18 protein-coding genes are annotated in these 16,561 nt (G+C 72.3%); 7 read left to right on the forward strand and 11 right to left on the reverse strand.

Features of this window, described 5'->3' with window-relative positions; genetic code table 11:
- Window positions 1-18: 18 nt before the first annotated feature.
- Together ABZV78_RS16705 and otsB are read left to right on the forward strand one after the other, a co-directional pair.
- On the forward strand, window positions 19-372 hold the full coding sequence (locus ABZV78_RS16705; protein ID WP_355639407.1) for a hypothetical protein: 354 nt from the start codon (window positions 19-21) through the stop codon (window positions 370-372).
- A gap of 70 nt (window positions 373-442) precedes the next feature.
- Complete coding sequence (gene otsB / locus ABZV78_RS16710; protein WP_355639409.1) at window positions 443-1,267, forward strand: trehalose-phosphatase; 825 nt, start codon at window positions 443-445, stop codon at window positions 1,265-1,267.
- A gap of 150 nt (window positions 1,268-1,417) precedes the next feature.
- Here the strand turns inward: otsB and ABZV78_RS16715 are convergent, their stop codons facing one another.
- The 4 genes from ABZV78_RS16715 to ABZV78_RS16730 form a co-directional block, all read right to left on the reverse strand.
- On the reverse strand, window positions 1,418-2,188 hold the full coding sequence (locus ABZV78_RS16715) for an isoprenyl transferase (protein WP_355639411.1): 771 nt from the start codon (window positions 2,186-2,188) through the stop codon (window positions 1,418-1,420).
- A gap of 31 nt (window positions 2,189-2,219) precedes the next feature.
- On the reverse strand, window positions 2,220-3,356 hold the full coding sequence (locus ABZV78_RS16720; RefSeq protein ID WP_355639462.1) for a geranylgeranyl reductase family protein: 1,137 nt from the start codon (window positions 3,354-3,356) through the stop codon (window positions 2,220-2,222).
- Between the two features lie 123 nt (window positions 3,357-3,479).
- A complete protein-coding gene (locus tag ABZV78_RS16725) occupies window positions 3,480-4,337 on the reverse strand; it encodes a hypothetical protein (protein WP_355639413.1) in 858 nt (285 codons plus the stop codon).
- A 39-nt stretch (window positions 4,338-4,376) separates the two neighbouring features.
- Window positions 4,377-6,218: a phosphoenolpyruvate carboxykinase (GTP) gene (locus tag ABZV78_RS16730; RefSeq protein ID WP_355639415.1), complete on the reverse strand. Its 1,842-nt coding sequence runs from the start codon at window positions 6,216-6,218 to the stop codon at window positions 4,377-4,379.
- Window positions 6,219-6,733: 515 nt separating this feature from the next.
- Here ABZV78_RS16730 and ABZV78_RS16735 point away from each other — a divergent pair.
- Both ABZV78_RS16735 and ABZV78_RS16740 read left to right on the forward strand, forming a co-directional pair.
- Window positions 6,734-7,270, forward strand: a complete 537-nt coding sequence (locus ABZV78_RS16735; RefSeq protein ID WP_355639464.1) for a GtrA family protein — start codon at window positions 6,734-6,736, stop codon at window positions 7,268-7,270.
- A 63-nt stretch (window positions 7,271-7,333) separates the two neighbouring features.
- The gene (locus tag ABZV78_RS16740) at window positions 7,334-8,038 is read left to right on the forward strand and encodes a GtrA family protein (RefSeq protein ID WP_355639417.1); all 705 of its coding nucleotides are present in this window, start codon (window positions 7,334-7,336) and stop codon (window positions 8,036-8,038) included.
- A gap of 52 nt (window positions 8,039-8,090) precedes the next feature.
- Here ABZV78_RS16740 and ABZV78_RS16745 read toward each other — a convergent pair whose 3' ends face one another.
- On the reverse strand, window positions 8,091-8,663 hold the full coding sequence (locus ABZV78_RS16745) for a PH domain-containing protein (protein ID WP_355639419.1): 573 nt from the start codon (window positions 8,661-8,663) through the stop codon (window positions 8,091-8,093).
- Window positions 8,664-8,742: 79 nt separating this feature from the next.
- Window positions 8,743-9,618 (reverse strand): biotin--[acetyl-CoA-carboxylase] ligase, encoded by an 876-nt coding sequence (locus tag ABZV78_RS16750; RefSeq protein ID WP_355639420.1) that lies wholly within the window; start codon window positions 9,616-9,618, stop codon window positions 8,743-8,745.
- Between the two features lie 96 nt (window positions 9,619-9,714).
- Between ABZV78_RS16750 and ABZV78_RS16755 the strand changes: the two genes are divergently transcribed.
- Window positions 9,715-11,298 (forward strand): acyl-CoA carboxylase subunit beta, encoded by a 1,584-nt coding sequence (locus tag ABZV78_RS16755; RefSeq protein ID WP_355639422.1) that lies wholly within the window; start codon window positions 9,715-9,717, stop codon window positions 11,296-11,298.
- Window positions 11,299-11,348: 50 nt separating this feature from the next.
- Here ABZV78_RS16755 and ABZV78_RS16760 read toward each other — a convergent pair whose 3' ends face one another.
- The 4 genes from ABZV78_RS16760 to ABZV78_RS16775 all read right to left on the reverse strand — a co-directional run bounded on the left by ABZV78_RS16760 (window position 11,349) and on the right by ABZV78_RS16775 (window position 14,634).
- Window positions 11,349-12,233, reverse strand: coding sequence for a hypothetical protein (locus tag ABZV78_RS16760; RefSeq protein ID WP_355639424.1), 885 nt, complete (start codon window positions 12,231-12,233; stop codon window positions 11,349-11,351).
- Window positions 12,226-12,729: a SigE family RNA polymerase sigma factor gene (locus ABZV78_RS16765; protein ID WP_148426405.1), complete on the reverse strand. Its 504-nt coding sequence runs from the start codon at window positions 12,727-12,729 to the stop codon at window positions 12,226-12,228. Before ABZV78_RS16765 ends, ABZV78_RS16760 begins: the two co-directional genes overlap by 8 nt.
- 58 nt (window positions 12,730-12,787) lie before the next feature.
- Window positions 12,788-13,771: a 2-dehydropantoate 2-reductase N-terminal domain-containing protein gene (locus tag ABZV78_RS16770; RefSeq protein ID WP_355639426.1), complete on the reverse strand. Its 984-nt coding sequence runs from the start codon at window positions 13,769-13,771 to the stop codon at window positions 12,788-12,790.
- Window positions 13,772-13,890: 119 nt separating this feature from the next.
- Complete coding sequence (locus ABZV78_RS16775) at window positions 13,891-14,634, reverse strand: M50 family metallopeptidase (RefSeq protein ID WP_355639428.1); 744 nt, start codon at window positions 14,632-14,634, stop codon at window positions 13,891-13,893.
- Between the two features lie 100 nt (window positions 14,635-14,734).
- Between ABZV78_RS16775 and ABZV78_RS16780 the strand changes: the two genes are divergently transcribed.
- Window positions 14,735-15,295: a Uma2 family endonuclease gene (locus tag ABZV78_RS16780; protein ID WP_355639430.1), complete on the forward strand. Its 561-nt coding sequence runs from the start codon at window positions 14,735-14,737 to the stop codon at window positions 15,293-15,295.
- A gap of 125 nt (window positions 15,296-15,420) precedes the next feature.
- Window positions 15,421-16,173 (forward strand): GH25 family lysozyme, encoded by a 753-nt coding sequence (locus ABZV78_RS16785; RefSeq protein ID WP_355639432.1) that lies wholly within the window; start codon window positions 15,421-15,423, stop codon window positions 16,171-16,173.
- Between the two features lie 97 nt (window positions 16,174-16,270).
- Here the strand turns inward: ABZV78_RS16785 and ABZV78_RS16790 are convergent, their stop codons facing one another.
- Window positions 16,271-16,501, reverse strand: coding sequence for a hypothetical protein (locus ABZV78_RS16790; protein ID WP_355639434.1), 231 nt, complete (start codon window positions 16,499-16,501; stop codon window positions 16,271-16,273).
- Window positions 16,502-16,561: the final 60 nt, after the last annotated feature.

Genomic DNA, 16,561 nt, shown 5'->3' on the forward strand with positions numbered 1-16,561 from the left:
AGAAGGAGGGGTCTGTCCATGACCCTGAAATGGTTGGCAGTCGTGGTCGCGGTGGTGTCGGTGACATCGTGCGTGACCGGCAACGTGGTGGTCGGCGTACTGGACGGCGGGCAGCTTCCCGTGGTCGTCAATCTCTTCGCGCTCACCACGGCCGGCACCGCGGTGGTCCTCGCCGTCGTCGCCGAACTGCACGACCGGCTCAACGACCGGGTCAGCGCGCTCACCGAGTTCCTGGTGGCGCGGCTCAACGAGATCGAGGCGCACACCGGCGACCGGAACACCGGCTTCGTGGAGGGCTACCTGCTGAGCCACGGGCAGGAAGCGGCCGTGGTGCCGTTCGGGCGCCGGGGACGGGGAGCCGCCGAACGCTGACCTTCCGCGTCGTTGCGGCGTCACATCTCGGCCACGAATATGCCGCTGTGACCGGGGTACGCTGTCGCGCGTGCCGCCGTTGAATCTGGGCAACCAGCAGCCGAAGACCCCGTTGGACGCCGAGCACGCGTGGCGCGCCACCGCCGCCCGCGCGGCCGACGTGGTGCTCTTCTTCGACTTCGACGGCACCCTCGCGCCGGTCGACGACGACCCGACCGCCGTCCAGCCCGCGCCGAAGGTGCTCGCCGCGCTGGAGGCGCTCGCCCCACGGGTACGCCGGATCGCCATCGTCTCCGCGCGCCCGGTGGAGTTCCTCCGCGACCACCTCGGCGGCCTCGCCGGCATCGACCTGTACGGCCTCTACGGCCTGGAGCACAGCCACTCCGGCGGCGAGACGGTCACCGAGCCGGCCGCCCTGCCCTGGGTGCCGACCATGGCCGAACTGGCCGAGCAGGCCCGCGCCGAGTTGCCGCCCGGCGCCCTGGTGGAGTTCAAGCGGCTCTCCGTCGCGCTGCACTGGCGCACCGCGCCGCAGCTCGGCGACCTCGTGCAGGAGTGGGGCCGGGAGCGGGCCGAGCGGCTGGGCCTGCGCTGCCAGGCCGGGCGCATGGTGCTGGAGCTGAAGCCCCCGGTCGACCGGGACAAGGGCATGGTCATCGGCGAGGCGGTACGGGACGCCGGCGGCGCCTGGTACTTCGGCGACGACGTCTCCGACATCAAGGCGTTCGCGGCGCTGCGCGCCCGGGCCGCCGCCGACCCGCAGTTCCTCGGCGTCTGCGTCGCGGTGGCGAACCCGGAGACCGGCCACGAGGTCGCCGACGCCGCCGACCTCACCCTCGACTCCCCCGCCGCCCTCGGCGACTTCCTCACCGAGGCACTTCCCCACCTGCGCTGAGGCCGCGCCCCAGAGGGCGTGCCTGCCGAGGGCGTGCCTGCCGGGTGCGCCGGCCGACGGCGTGCCTGCCGGGTGCGCCGGCCGACGGCGTGCCTGCCGGGTGCGCCGGCCGACGGCGTGCCTGCCGGGTGCGCCGGCCGACGGCGCCCCTCAGGCGCCGTAGCGGCGCTGCCGGGTGGCGTAGGAGCGCAGGGCGCGGAGGAAGTCGACCCGGCGGAAGTCGGGCCAGTTGAGTTCGCAGAAGTAGAACTCGGAGTGCGCGCTCTGCCAGAGCATGAAGCCGGAGAGGCGCTGCTCGCCGCTGGTCCGGATGATCAGATCCGGGTCGGGCAGCCCCTTGGTGTAGAGGTGCTCGGAGATGTGGTCGACATCGATCGAGTTGGCCAGCTCCTCGACCGTGCCGCCGGTGGCGGCGTGCTCCAGCAGCAGCGAGCGGACCGCGTCGGCGATCTCGCGCCGGCCGCCGTAGCCGACCGCGATGTTGACCTGCGCCCCGCCGCCGCGCTCCCGGGTGCGCTCCTCGGCCGCCTTGAGCGCGGCGGCGTGCTGCGCGGGGAGCACGTCGAGGGCGCCGACCATCCGCAGGCGCCAGGGGTTGCCCGCCTCGGCCAGCTCGGTGGTGAGGTCCTCGATGATCTGGAGCAGCGGGTCCAGCTCGGCGGCCGGCCGGGAGAGGTTGTCGGTGGAGAGCAGCCAGAGCGTGACGTGCCCGACACCGGCGGCGTCGCACCAGCGCAGCAGCTCCTTGATCCGCTCGGCGCCCATCCGGTGGCCGTCGTTCGGGTCGACGAAGCCCATCTCCCGGGCCCATCTGCGGTTGCCGTCGCACATCACGCCGACGTGCCGGGGCACCGGCTTGCCCGCGAGCTTCGCGGTGAGCCGGCGCTCGTACACGGAGTAGAGGAGTTTCCGCAGAGTCATCACCTTGCAGGGTAGCGACCCGCGTGGAAGATCAGTGTCTCGGTGCCGTATCGGCCCGCGCGAGGCCGAAGCCGATCATGCCCAGGGTGCGGGCGTCGAGACGTCCGTCACCCAGCCCCAGCTCGACCACGGTCCGGTAGACCCGGTCGTCCCGGCGGGCGGCGCGCACCGCCGCGTCCACCACCCACCGGCGCCGGGCCAGCCAGGCCGCCACCGAGCTGTGCCGCAGGTGGGTGCCGAGCCGGCGGCGCAGCGCGTCGGCGTACCGGCGGGCCGCCGAGTCCGGGGTGCCGGCCGCGGCGGCGCCGGCCAGGGCCCCGGAGCGCAGCGCGTAGAAGATGCCCTCGCCGGTGAACGGATTGATCAGCGAGAGCGCGTCGCCGGCCAGCACCACCCGGCCCCGCCCCGGCGCCGGCCGGTGCGTGGAGAGCGGCAGGTGGTGGGCGCGCAGGTCGGTCACCGCCGCCGGGTCGGTGCCGGGGAGCAGGGCGGCCAGCCGGTCCAGCAGGTGCGCCCGGGTCAGCGGCTCGCCGCGCAGCACCTCCCCGTACCCGACGTTCGCCCGGCCGTCACCGATCGGGAAGGACCAGGCGTACGCCGGCCAGCGCGGCGACGAGGTGACGATGAGCTGCTCGGGCGGCCCCGGCCGGGCCGGGGCGTAGCCCCGGATCGCGAGTGCCAGGTGCCGGTCCGGGTTCACCGGGTGGCCGAGGGTCCGGCGCAGCACCGAGCCGGCCCCGTCCGCTCCGACCACCGCCCGGGCGGCCAGTTCCCCGTCGAGCACCACCCGGTCCTCGCGCACCTCCACCTCGCGTACGGTGTGGCGGCGCAGCTCCGCCCCGGCCGCGGTCGCCGCCGCCACCAGCCGCGCGTCGAACACCTGCCGGGGCACCGTGTACGCGGGCCGGGGCAGCGCCCGGGCCACCGTGCCGCCGCCGGGGCCGACCAGGCGCAGCGCGGGCAGCGGCGGGTAGCCGTCGACCGCCCCGGTCACGCCCAGCTCGGCGAGGACGTCCAGCGCGTGCGCGGCGATGCCGTCCCCGCACGCCTTGTCCCGCGGGAAGTCGTACCGGTCGAGCAGCAGCACCCGCGCCGCCCCCGCCCGCCGAGCGCCGAGCGCCGCCGCCGCCCCCGCGGGCCCGGCCCCGACCACGATCACGTCCCACAACTCCCCCACCTCCCCATCCTCCACCGCCCTGACCCCACCCCACCCCCGCCGCGCCCCACCCACCCCCGTTGATCATGAGGTTGGCGGCACCAATGGAGATCAACACCGCCGCCAACCTCATGATCACCGGGCCGGGGCAGGGGTGCGGGTGGAGCGGTGGAGGGAATAGAGGGTCAGCAGAGCGGCCGTCACCAGGGGGGCGCCGTCGCGGATGAGGCCGTCCACGCCCAGGAGCCACCAGCAGAGGGGGAGGTCGACGGCGAGGGTGCCCAGGGTGATGACGACCAGCAGCTTGCGGGCCCACGGGCGGTCGCGCATCAGGAAGGCGGTGCAGAAGAGCACGGCGTAGCTGACCGCGATGCCGGCGGCGAACCAGAACAGCACCGCCGGCACGGCGCTGATCCGCCCGTCCAGGATGGAGCCGGTCGCGACCAGGGCGGGAACCAGCATGAGCGGGCTGTAGGTGAACGCGGCCACCCGGGCGGTGAGCAGCCAGCCGGTGACCGGCGGGCGCTTCGGGACCACCTCCCGCCAGGAGATCACCCCGCCCTCGACGACCAGCCCCTTGCGGTGCCGGACCAGGTGCCCGCCGACCGCCTCGGAACGGTAGAGCAGCACCACCACGGCGACGCAGAGCGCGGTGAGCACCGCGAAGCCGAGCAGGCCGGGCAGCGGCGGCACCCCGGCCCGGGGCACGACCAGCCGCCCCACCGCGAAGACCGTGGTCACCGCGAGGATCAGCCCGAACGGCTTAGCCACCGCCCGGCCCCGCTTCACGTGCCCGATCAGCACCAGGAAGCCCAGCGAGCGCAGCATCGCCCAGCCGGTGCGGACCGCGAGCCCGAACTCCTGCTCCGGGGCGTACCAGTAGTTGAGCAGCTCGACCGCGATGGTGGCCGCCGCCGTGAGGGCGAGCAGGGTGGTCAGCGCCCGGACGGCGGACGGCCGCCGGACCTCGACAGGTTCGGCGGCCGTCCTCATGGCATCCGGTGTTGCCCGGTGCGGGCTTTCGTCACACCTCTACTTCTGCGGCTCCGCGTCGAGCCGGGCGCGCAGCGCGTCCAGCTCGGCCCAGAGGACGCCGGGGAGCTTGTCACCGAACTTCTCGAACCACTCGGTGACCAGCGGCAGCTCGTTGCGCCACTCCTCCGGGTCGACCTTGAGCGCGATCCGGACGTCCTCCGGGGTCATGTCCAGGCCCTCGACGTCGAGCGCGTCCTGGGCCGGGACCATGCCGATCGGGGTCTCGACCGCCTCGGCCCGACCCTCCAGGCGCTCGATGACCCACTTGAGCACCCGGGAGTTCTCGCCGAAGCCCGGCCAGAGGAAGTTGCCCTCGGCGTCCTTGCGGAACCAGTTGACGTAGTAGATCTTCGGCAGCTTGGCCTCGTCGCCGTCGGCGCCCTTGCCCATCTCGATCCAGTGCCGGAAGTAGTCGCCGGCGTGGTAGCCGATGAACGGCAGCATGGCCATCGGGTCGCGGCGCACCACGCCGACCGCGCCGGACGCGGCGGCGGTGGTCTCCGAGGAGAGCGTGGCGCCCATGTAGACGCCGTGCACCCAGTCGCGGGCCTCGGTGACCAGCGGGACGGTGTCCCGGCGCCGGCCGCCGAACAGGATCGCGTCGATCGGCACGCCGTTCGGGTCGTAGTAGTCGTCGGCCAGGATCGGGCACTGCGTGATCGGGGTGCAGAAGCGGCTGTTCGCGTGCGAGGAGAGGTTCTCGCTCTCCGGCGTCCAGTCGTTGCCCTTCCAGTCGATCAGGTGCGCCGGCGGCTCACCCATGCCCTCCCACCAGATGTCGCCGTCGTCGGTGAGCGCCACGTTGGTGAAGACGGAGTTGCCGCGGTCCAGCGTCCGCATCGCGTTGGCGTTGGTCTTCCAGTCGGTGCCCGGCGCGACGCCGAAGAGGCCGTACTCCGGGTTGATCGCGTAGAGGCGGCCGTCCGGGCCGAACCGCATCCAGGCGATGTCGTCGCCGATGGTCTCGACCTTCCAGCCCGGGATGGTCGGCTCCAGCATGGCCAGGTTGGTCTTGCCGCAGGCGGACGGGAAGGCGCCCGCGATGTGGTAGACCTTGCCCTCCGGCGAGGTGATCTTGAGGATCAGCATGTGCTCGGCGAGCCAGCCCTCGTCGCGGCCCATGACGCTGGCGATCCGCAGCGAGTAGCACTTCTTGCCGAGCAGCGAGTTGCCGCCGTAGCCGGAGCCGAAGGACCAGATCTCCCGGGTCTCCGGGAAGTGCGAGATGTACTTGGTCTCGTTGCACGGCCAGGCCACGTCCTGCTGGCCCGGCTCGAGCGGGGCGCCGATCGAGTGCAGCGCGTGCACGAAGTCGGCCTCGTCGCCCATGGCCTCGAGGATCTTCTCGCCCATCCGGGTCATGATGCGCATCGAGGCGACCACGTACGGGCTGTCGGTGATCTCGACGCCGAACATGGGGCTCTCCGCCTCGACCGGCCCCATGCAGAACGGGATGACGTACATGGTCCGCCCGCGCATGCACCCGCGGTACAGCTCCGTCATCGTCCGCTTCATCTCGGCCGGCGCCATCCAGTTGTTGGTGGGGCCGGCGTCCGCCTCGTCGACGGAGCAGATGAAGGTGCGCTCCTCGACCCGGGCGACGTCCGTCGGGTCCGTCCGCGCGTAGAACGAGTTGGGCTTCTTCTCGGGGTTCAGCCGGATCAGGGTGCCCTTCTCGACGAGCTCGTCGGTGAGGCGGCGCCACTCCTCATCGGACCCGTCCACCCAGACCACCCGGTCGGGGGTGGTCAGTTCCGCGACCTCACGTACCCAGGCGAGCAGTTTGGGGTGGGACGTCGGGGCCTGATCGATACCCCGAACAGTAGCCGGAGCAACCATGTCACATCTCCTTGTGGTCGACGCTGACCGATGTATGGGATGCACGAGTTCTGGCGAGCCGGTGCGTCGCCTTCGTGGAAACCTGGGATTGGCCTCAGCGTAAACCGGGCTGCCTCCCCAGTCAGTGGGACTGGTTGTGAAGAACTGCACAAGGTACGGCCACGCTGCGGCATCGCGATCTCTTACCCGCTTTCGCGCGCAGTTTCACGCAAATCTTGCGATGAACCTTCGACCGCCCAGGACTTCACCAACCCCGCGGAGGCCCCCGATCCGGGGAAGCGGATCGGGATGTCACGAACGACGATTCCGTGATCCGGTCCACAATTCCCCACGGCCGGTTACGCTCCGCTCACGGACATCGGAACTGGACGGCGGTCACCGGAGGGGGCGCGACGCGCGCACCCGGCCCGGTCCCGCCACCCGCGGGCGGCGCGCCGGTGCGGCGGACCGCCGACTCGCCGTTGCGGCCGGTCAGCCGAGCGCGCACCCGGTACTCTCGGCGGGTGGCCGCGACGATGACCGGAGACCAACCGGGGGCTCCGCAGACCCGTCGGGGTCTGATCGGCGCCCTGATCGACCGCTTCGGTCACCTCGTCCGCGAGATGAGCAAGTTCGCCACCGTCGGCGGCTTCGCCTTCCTCGTCGACTTCGCACTCTTCAACTACCTGGCGAGCGTGCGGCACATGCCGCCGGTGGCGGCCAAGACCGTCTCCACCGTCATTGCGGCCACCCTGGCGTTCCTCGGCAACCGGTTCTGGACCTGGCGGCACCGCCAGCGCTCCCACCCCGCCCGCGAATACGCGCTGTTCTTCTTCTTCAACGGGGTGGGCCTCGGCATCGCGGTGGCCTGTCTCGCGATCAGCCGCTACGGGCTCGGCGCCATCTGGCCCGAGGTGTTCCAGACCCCGCTGGCCGACAACATCGCCAGCTTCATCGTCGGCACCGGCCTGGGCACGCTGTTCCGGTTCTGGTCGTACCGACGGTTCGTTTTCGTCGAGGCGGGAACTCCCCCCGTTCCGGCGACGAGCCGCGACCGAGAGTCCGGGGCGTGACCCACCGCCCATCCCGTCCTGCCGGGCCCAGTCGGCCCTGCCAACTGCCCTAAGGTGTTCCGCATGCCTCTTGTCCGTCTGCTGCCCGAGCGCTGGCAGAAGTTCATCCACGAGGCGCTCAAATTCGGCATCGTCGGCGGCATCAACACCGTCATCAATTACGCGGTGTTCAATGCGCTGGCACTCACGGTTTTCCGCGACGGCCAGCTCAAGGCGACCGTCATCGCGACCATCGTCGCGACGATCACGTCGTATCTGATGAATCGGCACTGGACGTACCGGGATCGGCCGAAGTCGGCACTTCGCCGCGAATACGTCCTGTTCTTCCTCTTCAACGGCGCCGGCTTGATCATCGAACTCGGCGTCCTGGCGCTGGCCAAGTACGGCCTCGGCGTGCACAGCCTGCTCGCGTTGAACGTGGCGAAGACCGGCGGCGTGCTGCTGGCGACGCTGTTCCGCTTCTGGTCCTACCGGACGTTCGTGTTCCAGCCGGTGCCGAAGCACGCCGCGGAGACCTGGCACGCCATCCCCCGCGACGAGTGGGACAACGTGGCCGAGATGGACCCGGTGGCCGAGCTGGCCGAGTCGGTCAGCGAGCTGGAGGAGACCGAACCACCACTCGGCGAGCGGCGCGCGGGCGACTACGCCCCGCTGCAGAGCCGACCCGCGCCGGCGGACGCCGGCCTGGGTGGCGCGCTCGGCGCCGACCTCGACGCCGAACTGGCCGCCGAACTCCAGCCCACTCCCCGCCGCACCCCGCGCCGCTGACGCCGACCCGGCGCTCCGGCGCCCGCTGGGCGGGGCGCCGGAGCTGCGGGAGTCAGGCGGAGGGGTCGCGCAGCGGCTTGCCCTCGGCCATGTCGGCCAGCATCTCGCGCATCTCGCCGTCGCCCAGGCTGTGCCGGTCGTGGTGGGCCTCCACCAGCTCGTAGAGCTTCGTCTGCACCTTGTCGACGTGCGGCACGTCGTTGAGCACCGACTGGCCGCGCTCACCGGCGGACTCGATGGTCAGCGTGCCGCAGCCGAGCAGCCGCTCCACGAACTTCTGGTGCATGGCATGGTCGTTGATCCGGGTCAGCGGCAGGTCCCGCCGGTTGCGGGAGAACACCCCCTCCTGGAGCAGCACCCGCTCGTTGGTGAAGAGGTAGTGGGTGGTGCGCCAGACCAGGAACGGCCACAGCCCCAGCCAGAACACCAGCACCAGGCCGAGCGCGGCGATCACGTAGAGCGCGATGGTGCCGCCGTCGCCCTCGGGCAGCAGGACCCAGCCCGCGACCACCGCCGCGACGGCGAGCACCAGCACCAGGATCGGCCGGATCAGGGCCTTCCAGTGCGGGTGCAGATGCAGCACGACGTGCTCGTCCTCGGTGAGCACGTCTTCGGGGAACGCCACGGAAAACCTCCTCGCAGAACAGGACGCGCTGACCGTAACCGGTCGGCGCATCCTCCGGGATCGGCCGCGCGGAGGGTGCTCAGCGCAGGTGCAGCACGTCACCCGCGGCGAGGCGCAACTCCCCCTCCGGACCGTCGACCAGCAACTGCCCGTCCGGGTCCACGCCGGTGGCGGTGCCGCGCACCTCGCGGCCGTCCGGGAGCAGCACCCGGACCTGCCGGCCGACCGTGGCGCAGCCGGCCAGGTAGGCGTCCCGCAGGCCGCTGGCGACCGCGTCGCCCCCGGCGTCCCGCCAGCGCTCGTACCAGTCGGCGAGCGAGCGGAGCAGGGCGCGCAGCAGCGGGTCCCGGTCGGTGGCGGCGGCACCGGCCAGCTGGAGCGAGGTGGCCGGGAGCCCGGTCGGGTTCTCCGGCAGCTCGTCGGCGCGCAGGGTCACGTTGAGGCCGATGCCGACCACGATCGCCGGTGGCTGCTCCGGCGCCGCGCCGGGCACCGCCTCGGCCAGCACGCCCGCGCACTTCGCGCCGTCCAGCAGCAGGTCGTTCGGCCACTTCAGCCGGGCGTCCAGCTCGGCCAGCCGGGCCACCGCCTCGACCAGCGCGACGCCGGCGAGCAGCGGCAGCCAGCCGTACCCCGGGGGTGGCACCGGCGACCAGCCGCGCTCCGCGACGGCCTCACCCGGCCGGAGCAGGACGCTGGTCGCGATGCCGGCCCGGGGCGGCGACTGCCAGATCCGGCCGCGCCGGCCCCGGCCGGCGGTCTGCCGCTCGGCGACCACCACCAGGCCCTCCGGCTCGCCGGCCCGCGCGGCCTCGACCGCGTCGGCGTTGGTCGAGCCGGTCTCGGCGCGCAGTTCCAGCCTGCGCCAGGGCCCGTGCGGCGCGACCAGCGCGCGTTGCAACCGGGCCGCGGACAGCGGCGGGCGGTCCAGATCGGTGTACGGCGAGCCGGGCATCCCGCCAGCCTACGGCCCGCGCGTCGGCCGGTGGCCGGGAAGCGGTGAGGCGCACTGCACAGCGGCACCCACCTGAACCATCGTTATATTCCCTGGGTGACTACCGAGACCGGGATCAACATCCACACGACCGCCGGCAAGCTGGCGGACCTGGAGCGACGGCTCGACGAGGCGGTGCACGCCGGGTCGGCACGCGCGGTCGAGAAGCAGCACGCGCGGGGCAAGAAGACCGCTCGGGAGCGGATCGAGATGCTCCTCGACGAGGGCTCCTTCGTCGAGATGGACGAATTCGCCCGGCACCGCTCGACCAACTTCGGGCTGGAGAAGACCCGCCCGTACGGGGACGGCGTGGTGACCGGCTACGGCACGGTGGACGGCCGGCAGGTCTGCGTCTTCGCGCAGGACTTCACCGTCTTCGGCGGCTCCCTCGGTGAGGTCTTCGGCGAGAAGATCGTCAAGCTGATGGACCTGGCCATGAAGATCGGCTGCCCGGTCGTCGGCATCAACGACTCGGGCGGCGCGCGGATCCAGGAGGGCGTCGCCTCGCTCGGCCTCTACGGCGAGATCTTCTTCCGCAACGTGCGGGCCAGCGGCGTCATCCCGCAGATCTCGCTGATCATGGGCCCGTGCGCGGGTGGCGCGGTCTACTCCCCGGCGGTCACCGACTTCACCGTGATGGTCGACCAGACCTCGCACATGTTCATCACCGGCCCCGACGTGATCAAGACGGTCACCGGTGAGGACGTGGGCATGGAGGAGCTGGGCGGCGCCCGCACCCACAACGCCCGCAGCGGCAACGCGCACTACCTCGGCACCGACGAGGAGGACGCGATCGAGTACGTCAAGGCGCTGCTGTCGTACCTGCCGTCGAACAACCTGGACGAGCCGGTGGTCTTCGCCGCTGATGTGGATCTCGGCATCACGGACGAGGACCGGGAGCTGGACACGCTGATCCCGGACTCGGCCAACCAGCCGTACGACATGCACCGGGTCATCGAGCACGTCCTCGACGACGGCGAGTTCCTCGAGGTGCAGCCGCTCTACGCGCAGAACATGGTGGTCGGGTTCGGCCGGGTCGAGGGGCGCCCGGTGGGCGTGGTCGCCAACCAGCCGATGCAGTTCGCCGGCACCCTGGACATCGCCGCCTCGGAGAAGGCGGCCCGGTTCGTGCGCACCTGCGACGCGTTCAACATCCCGGTGCTGACCTTCGTGGACGTCCCCGGCTTCCTCCCCGGCACCGGGCAGGAGTGGGACGGCATCATCCGCCGCGGCGCGAAGCTCATCTACGCCTACGCCGAGGCCACCGTCCCGAAGGTCACCGTCATCACCCGCAAGGCGTACGGCGGGGCGTACGACGTGATGGGCTCCAAGCACCTCGGCGCGGACCTGAACTTCGCCTGGCCGACCGCCCAGATCGCGGTGATGGGGGCGCAGGGCGCCGTGAACATCCTCTACCGCTCGGAGCTGGCGAACGCCGAGGACCCGGCCGCCGTCCGCGCCGAGAAGATCGCCGAGTACGAGGACACCCTGGCCAACCCGTACATCGCCGCGGAGCGCGGGTACGTCGACGGGGTGATCCCCCCGCACGAGACGCGGACCCAGATCGTGCGGGCGCTGCGGGTGCTGCGCACCAAGCGCGAGACCCTGCCGCCGAAGAAGCACGGCAACATCCCGCTGTAGGGGCGGTTCGCGAGGCCCCCGCCGGACGCCCGGCGGGGGCCTCGCGGGTGTCAGCAGGCGGGGTTGGCGGCGGCGCACATCCGGTTGGCCGCGGCACGCGCCAGGTCGAGCAGCTGCGCCTGGGTCACGGTGTTCCCAGGCACACCCGGACGCAGGGGCTCTTCCGGAACCAGGACGGTGACCAGGTCCCCGACCCGGACCACCAGCCGGTCCTCCGGCAGGGGCGCCAGTCCGACCGGTTCACCCGTCGACGGGTCCAGCGGCACGGCGACCGTGTGCCGGAGCAGGATGGCCTGATCACCGGCGAAGTCACTCTCGGCCACCGTCCAGTTGTGCACCATCGTCGTGGTGACCGGGCTCCCCTCGCCCGTCTGGACCGGCCCGACCTGCCGCCACCCGGAACAGGCCGCCACCGACCGGTCGAGGTCGGCGAAGAGCGGGCCGGCCGTCCCGTCATCCAGCCGGTAGACGTCCTGGCTGATGAACGGCCGCCGGTACGGGGCGGAGCCATCCACCTCGACGGTCCCGATCAGAGTCTGCGAGCGGGAGTAGCGCGAAACGACCTGATCCGTAGGCAGCCCCTGCTCCTGTGCGCACGTCCGGAGGATGTCGTCGACCCGGACCCGCTCGCCGAGGCCCGCGTCGCCGAGCCGCTCGTCCGTCTTCGCCGGCAGATCGGCCGGGGTCAGCATCGCCGCCGCGGAAATCTCCGCGCGTCCCCCGACGCCGGCGCCCGGTGGGGCTGGTGTCGGTGTTCCGGCACGGCCGACGGCGACGGCGGAAACCGAGGCGACCGCCAACACGGCCGCGGCGGCCGCCACCGCCGTACGCCGGCTGCGGCGCCGGGCCGTGGCCCGGATCTCGGCCGGCTCCGGCCAGCGGACCTGCCGCAGGTCCCGCTGCAACAGTTCGACGAATGTGCCGTCGTCACGCATCTGCGGCCTCCTCCTCCAGATCCACGACGGTCAGCAGCCCGGCCAGCGCAGCCCGCCCGCGCGAGAGCCGGGCCTTGACGGTGCCCACCGGCGCCTCGGTCTCCCGGGCCACCTCGGCCACCGGCATCCCGAGCAGGTAGTGCAGCGCGATGGCGGTGCGCTGGGCCTCCGGCAGCCGGCGCAGCGCGGCCACCACCTCCAGCGTTTCGGTGCTCGGCGCGGGGACGCTCTCCTCCGCCCCGTGCCGCAGGTACGCCCGGGCCCGGCTGCGCAGGCTGCGCCACCGGCTCACCGCGATCCGGCTCGCCACCACGCGGACCCACGCCTCCGGGTCGTCGTACCCGCGCACCGTCGACCAGCGCTGCCAGGCCCGGATGTACGCCTCCTGCACGGCGTCCTGGGCCTCGGCCAGGTTGCCGGTGAGCACGTACACGAAACCGAGCAGCCGCTGCCGGCTGCCGCGGTAGAACTCGTCGAATCCCTCGCTGTCGGGCACCTGTCACCTCCCCGTGTTCGCAGGGGACACGCCTGGGGCGCGGGGTGTGGTTGCCCGGTCAGCCGACCATTTTCTCCAGCTCGGTGAGAGGAAAGCCGCCGGCCGGGACGCGCTCGTGGACCGCCCGCCGGACGGCGGCCTGGACCGCCGCGTTGGCCGGGGTGGGCACCCCGTGCAGCCGGCCGAGCAGCACGATCTCGCCGTTGAGGTGGTCCGCCTCCGCGGAGCCGGCGCCCCGCGCCAGGCTCTGCCAGGTGGAGCCGCCGGCCCGCTCCTCGCCGCCGACCGGCCGGTGCCCCACCCGGTCACCCCGCTCGGCGGCCTCCTCGGCGCGAATGGTGTGCGCGATGCCGGCGGCCGCCAGCGCGGCCTCCCCCTCGGCGCGGACCCGGGCGGCCAGCGGCTCGGGCACGTCCGGGCCGAGCAGCGCCTGGAGGCCGTTGCCGAGGTTGCCCAGGAGCTTGCCGTACTTCCAGCGCATCACGTCGTCGCGGACCGGGGCGACGAACCCGGCGGCGGTCAGGTCGCCGGCGACCGCGCGGCTGGTGTCGTCCGCGCCGGACGGGTAGCGGCCGAGGTGGAGCATCCCCGGATGCGGGTACCCGTTCGCCACCACCACGCCGGGTTCCAGGTGGGTGGCGGGCAGCCAGACACAGACCGGATGCACCCGGGCGAACAGCCGCAGCGCGGCCGGCTCGTTGGCGACGCCGTTCTGGGCCAGCACGATCGGCAGTCGCTCGCCCGCCGTCCCGCCGCCCTCGACCGGGGCGTCCACCCAGGTCGCCAGGGCCGCGCCGGTGTCCTGCGACTTGACCGTGAGCACCAGCACGGCGTCCGCCGGCAACGGGCGGGCCTCCGGCCCGGCCTCCGCGGGCAGCCGGCGGGTCACCGTGCCGTCCGGCGTCCGCAGGGTCAGGCCCCGCTCCCGGAGCGCGTCCAGGTGCGCGCCGCGGGCCACCAGCGTCACGTCCCGGCCGGCCTCCGCCAGCCGTACGCCGATGGTGCCGCCGACCGCGCCCGCCCCGATGATCACGTATCGCACCCGTCCGATTCTGCCCCGCCCCCGGCCCGGCCCGCCCGGCGGTCCACTCCACAGCGGGAAGCGGGCGGCGTCCGGTCGACCAGGAGCCGCTCAGGTCACGATCGCGAGGTGGGTCCCGCTCAGACCGTCAGCCCGGCGTCGGTGAGGATCGGGCCGGCGAGCAGCAGCGCGCCGGCGCCCAGCGCGGCCAGGCTGACCAGCAGGAACACCGTCACCCAGAACAGCGGCGGGAAGGGGGTGAGCCGGGCGAGCTGGTCCGCGTCGGACTCGGGCATCCGCCCTCGGCTGCGCATCCGTTGCAGCTCGATCACCGGCCGGACGCCGCCGAAGAGCAGGAACCAGACCGACGTCCAGGCGAACGCCGCCTGCACCTGCGGCGAGGCGTACCAGGAGACGGCGAGCACCACGCCGCCGGTGACCAGCAGCGACAGCACGCCGAAGACGTTGCGGATCATCACGAGCATGGCCAGCAGCAGCGCCACCGCGACCCAGAGCAGCAGGGTGATCCGGTTGCCGGCGAGCAGCCACGCCCCACCGAGACCGATCAGCGACGGCGCGACGTATCCGGCGAGCAGGGTGAGGATCATCCCCGGGCCGGTGGGGCGCCCGGCGGAGAGGGTGAGCCCGGAGGTGTCCGAATGCAGCCGGATGCCGCGCAGGCGTCGGCCGGTGAGGAGGGCCATGAGCGCGTGGCCGCCCTCGTGCGCGATGGTCACGGCGTTGCGGGCGATCCGCCAGGGCAGCCGGGTGGCGACCACCGCCACCGCGACGACGGCGGTGAGCAGCACCAGCAGCGGCGGCGGGTCAGGCTGGGCGCCGAGCAGCTTGTCCCAGAGGGTGGTGAGGCCGTCGATCAGGGGCATGGGCGGGGAGCCTACCTGCCTGAGCTGTGTCGTTCGAGGGACGACGGCCCGTATCGTGTGAGAGTGATCAGGTGGCGGATCGGAGCGGAGGTGAACGCCGATGAGCGCGGCCCCGCTTGAGCCCTTCGGGCAGCACGTCGGCCTCTGGACCGAGGCCGACTACTTCGCCCTGGGCGAGAGCCGCGACCGAATCGAACTGCTCGACGGGAGCCTGATCGTGAGCCCTGCTCCGAGCAGAAGACACCAGACCATCTCGCGCCGCCTCGCCAACTCAGTGGAAGCAGCGGTCGAGCAGGACGGGCTGCTGGTGTTCGAGGCTGTCAACGTCCGACTCGGATTGGACCGCATCGTCATTCCGGACCTGGTCGTGGCCGACACGGACGACGAGGGCACCGTGATGGAGGCCAGCGAGGTCCGGCTCGTCGGGGAAATCGTCTCACCAGGAAACGCCGCCGCCGATCGGCTGGTCAAGATGCAGCTCTACGCCATCGCCCGGATCCCGTGGTACCTGCTGGTGGAGCAGGACGGCGACAGCCACTCCCTGCGGCTGCACCGGCTGGACGGGGAGCACTACGTCGAGGACCGGGTCGCCAAGGCCGGCGAGACGCTGACTATCACCGAGCCCTTCCGATGGGTCATCGATCCGAGCACCCTCCGCTGAACCGCCACACCCAGGCCATCGGGGCAACGACGATCGTCAATGAAGATTTCTTTAAGCCCCCTTGCGATCTAGGGCACTTACCTCCAAAGATTGACGTCAATCATTTGACGTCCCTGGAGGCATCAATGGCTCGTACCAGACTCTCCGTGCGCCGGTTGCTCGCCGCCGGCCTGACCGTCGCCGCCACCGCGGTGGCGGCCCTCGTCGCGACCGCCGGACCGGCCGCCGCGGCCACCACCCCCGGCATCGACGTCTCCCGCTACCAGGGCACCATCAACTGGACCAGCGTGCGGAACGCGGGCATCCAGTTCGCCTTCATCAAGGCCACCGAGGGCACGAGCTACAAGGACCCGAACTTCAACGCGAACTACGTCAACGCCTACAACGCCGGCGTGATCCGTGGGGCCTACCACTTCGCCCGGCCGAACATCTCCGCCGGCTCGACCCAGGCCAACTACCTGGCCTCCAACGGCGGCGCCTGGTCGGCCGACAGCCGTACGCTGCCCGCCGCACTCGACATGGAGGGCAACCCGTACGCCGGCGGCTACTGCTACGGCCTGACCACCACCGGTATGCGCAACTGGATCCAGGACTTCCTCAACACCTACCGGTCCCGCACCGGCCGGTACGCGGTCATCTACACCACGACCAGCTGGTGGAACCAGTGCACCGGCAGCTGGACCGCCCCGTGGGCCAACCACCCGCTGTGGGTCGCCCGGTGGTCCAGCACGGTGGGCACCCTGCCGGCCGGCGCCCCGTTCTGGAGCTTCTGGCAGTACACCAGCACCGGCAGCGTCTCCGGGATCAGCGGCAACGTCGACCGCAACTACTGGAACGGTGACCGGACCCGGCTGATCGCCCTGGCCAACAACACCTGACCAGCCCCCATGGCCGCCAGTCGGCGGCAGCGGGATCGGCTACGACCGAGGGTCGATAGCTGGTCCGGCTGCCGCCACTGCCGTCGTACCGCCCGGGTCATGCCCTGCGTCGCGAGGCGACCGGCACGGGGACCGCGCCCCGCCCGGCCAGAGTGGTCCGGCGGGCCAGCCGCCACGCCGCCACCCCCGCGACGGTGAGGGCGACGACACCGAGCACCGCGACCGGCGCGGAGAGGCCGGCGCTGACCAGCAGCAGAACCACGTCCCCGAGCGCGACCAGCATCCACAGTGCCAACCGGGGGCCGGTGTCCTTGTGTCGGTAACCCATGTCGTTCCTCCTTCCGTCGTCGCGGTCTCAATACCCCCGACGACGGAAGGCCATGCGAGT

The sequence above is a fragment of the Micromonospora sp. NPDC004540 genome, assembly GCF_040610095.1.
GTDB lineage: Bacteria > Actinomycetota > Actinomycetes > Mycobacteriales > Micromonosporaceae > Micromonospora.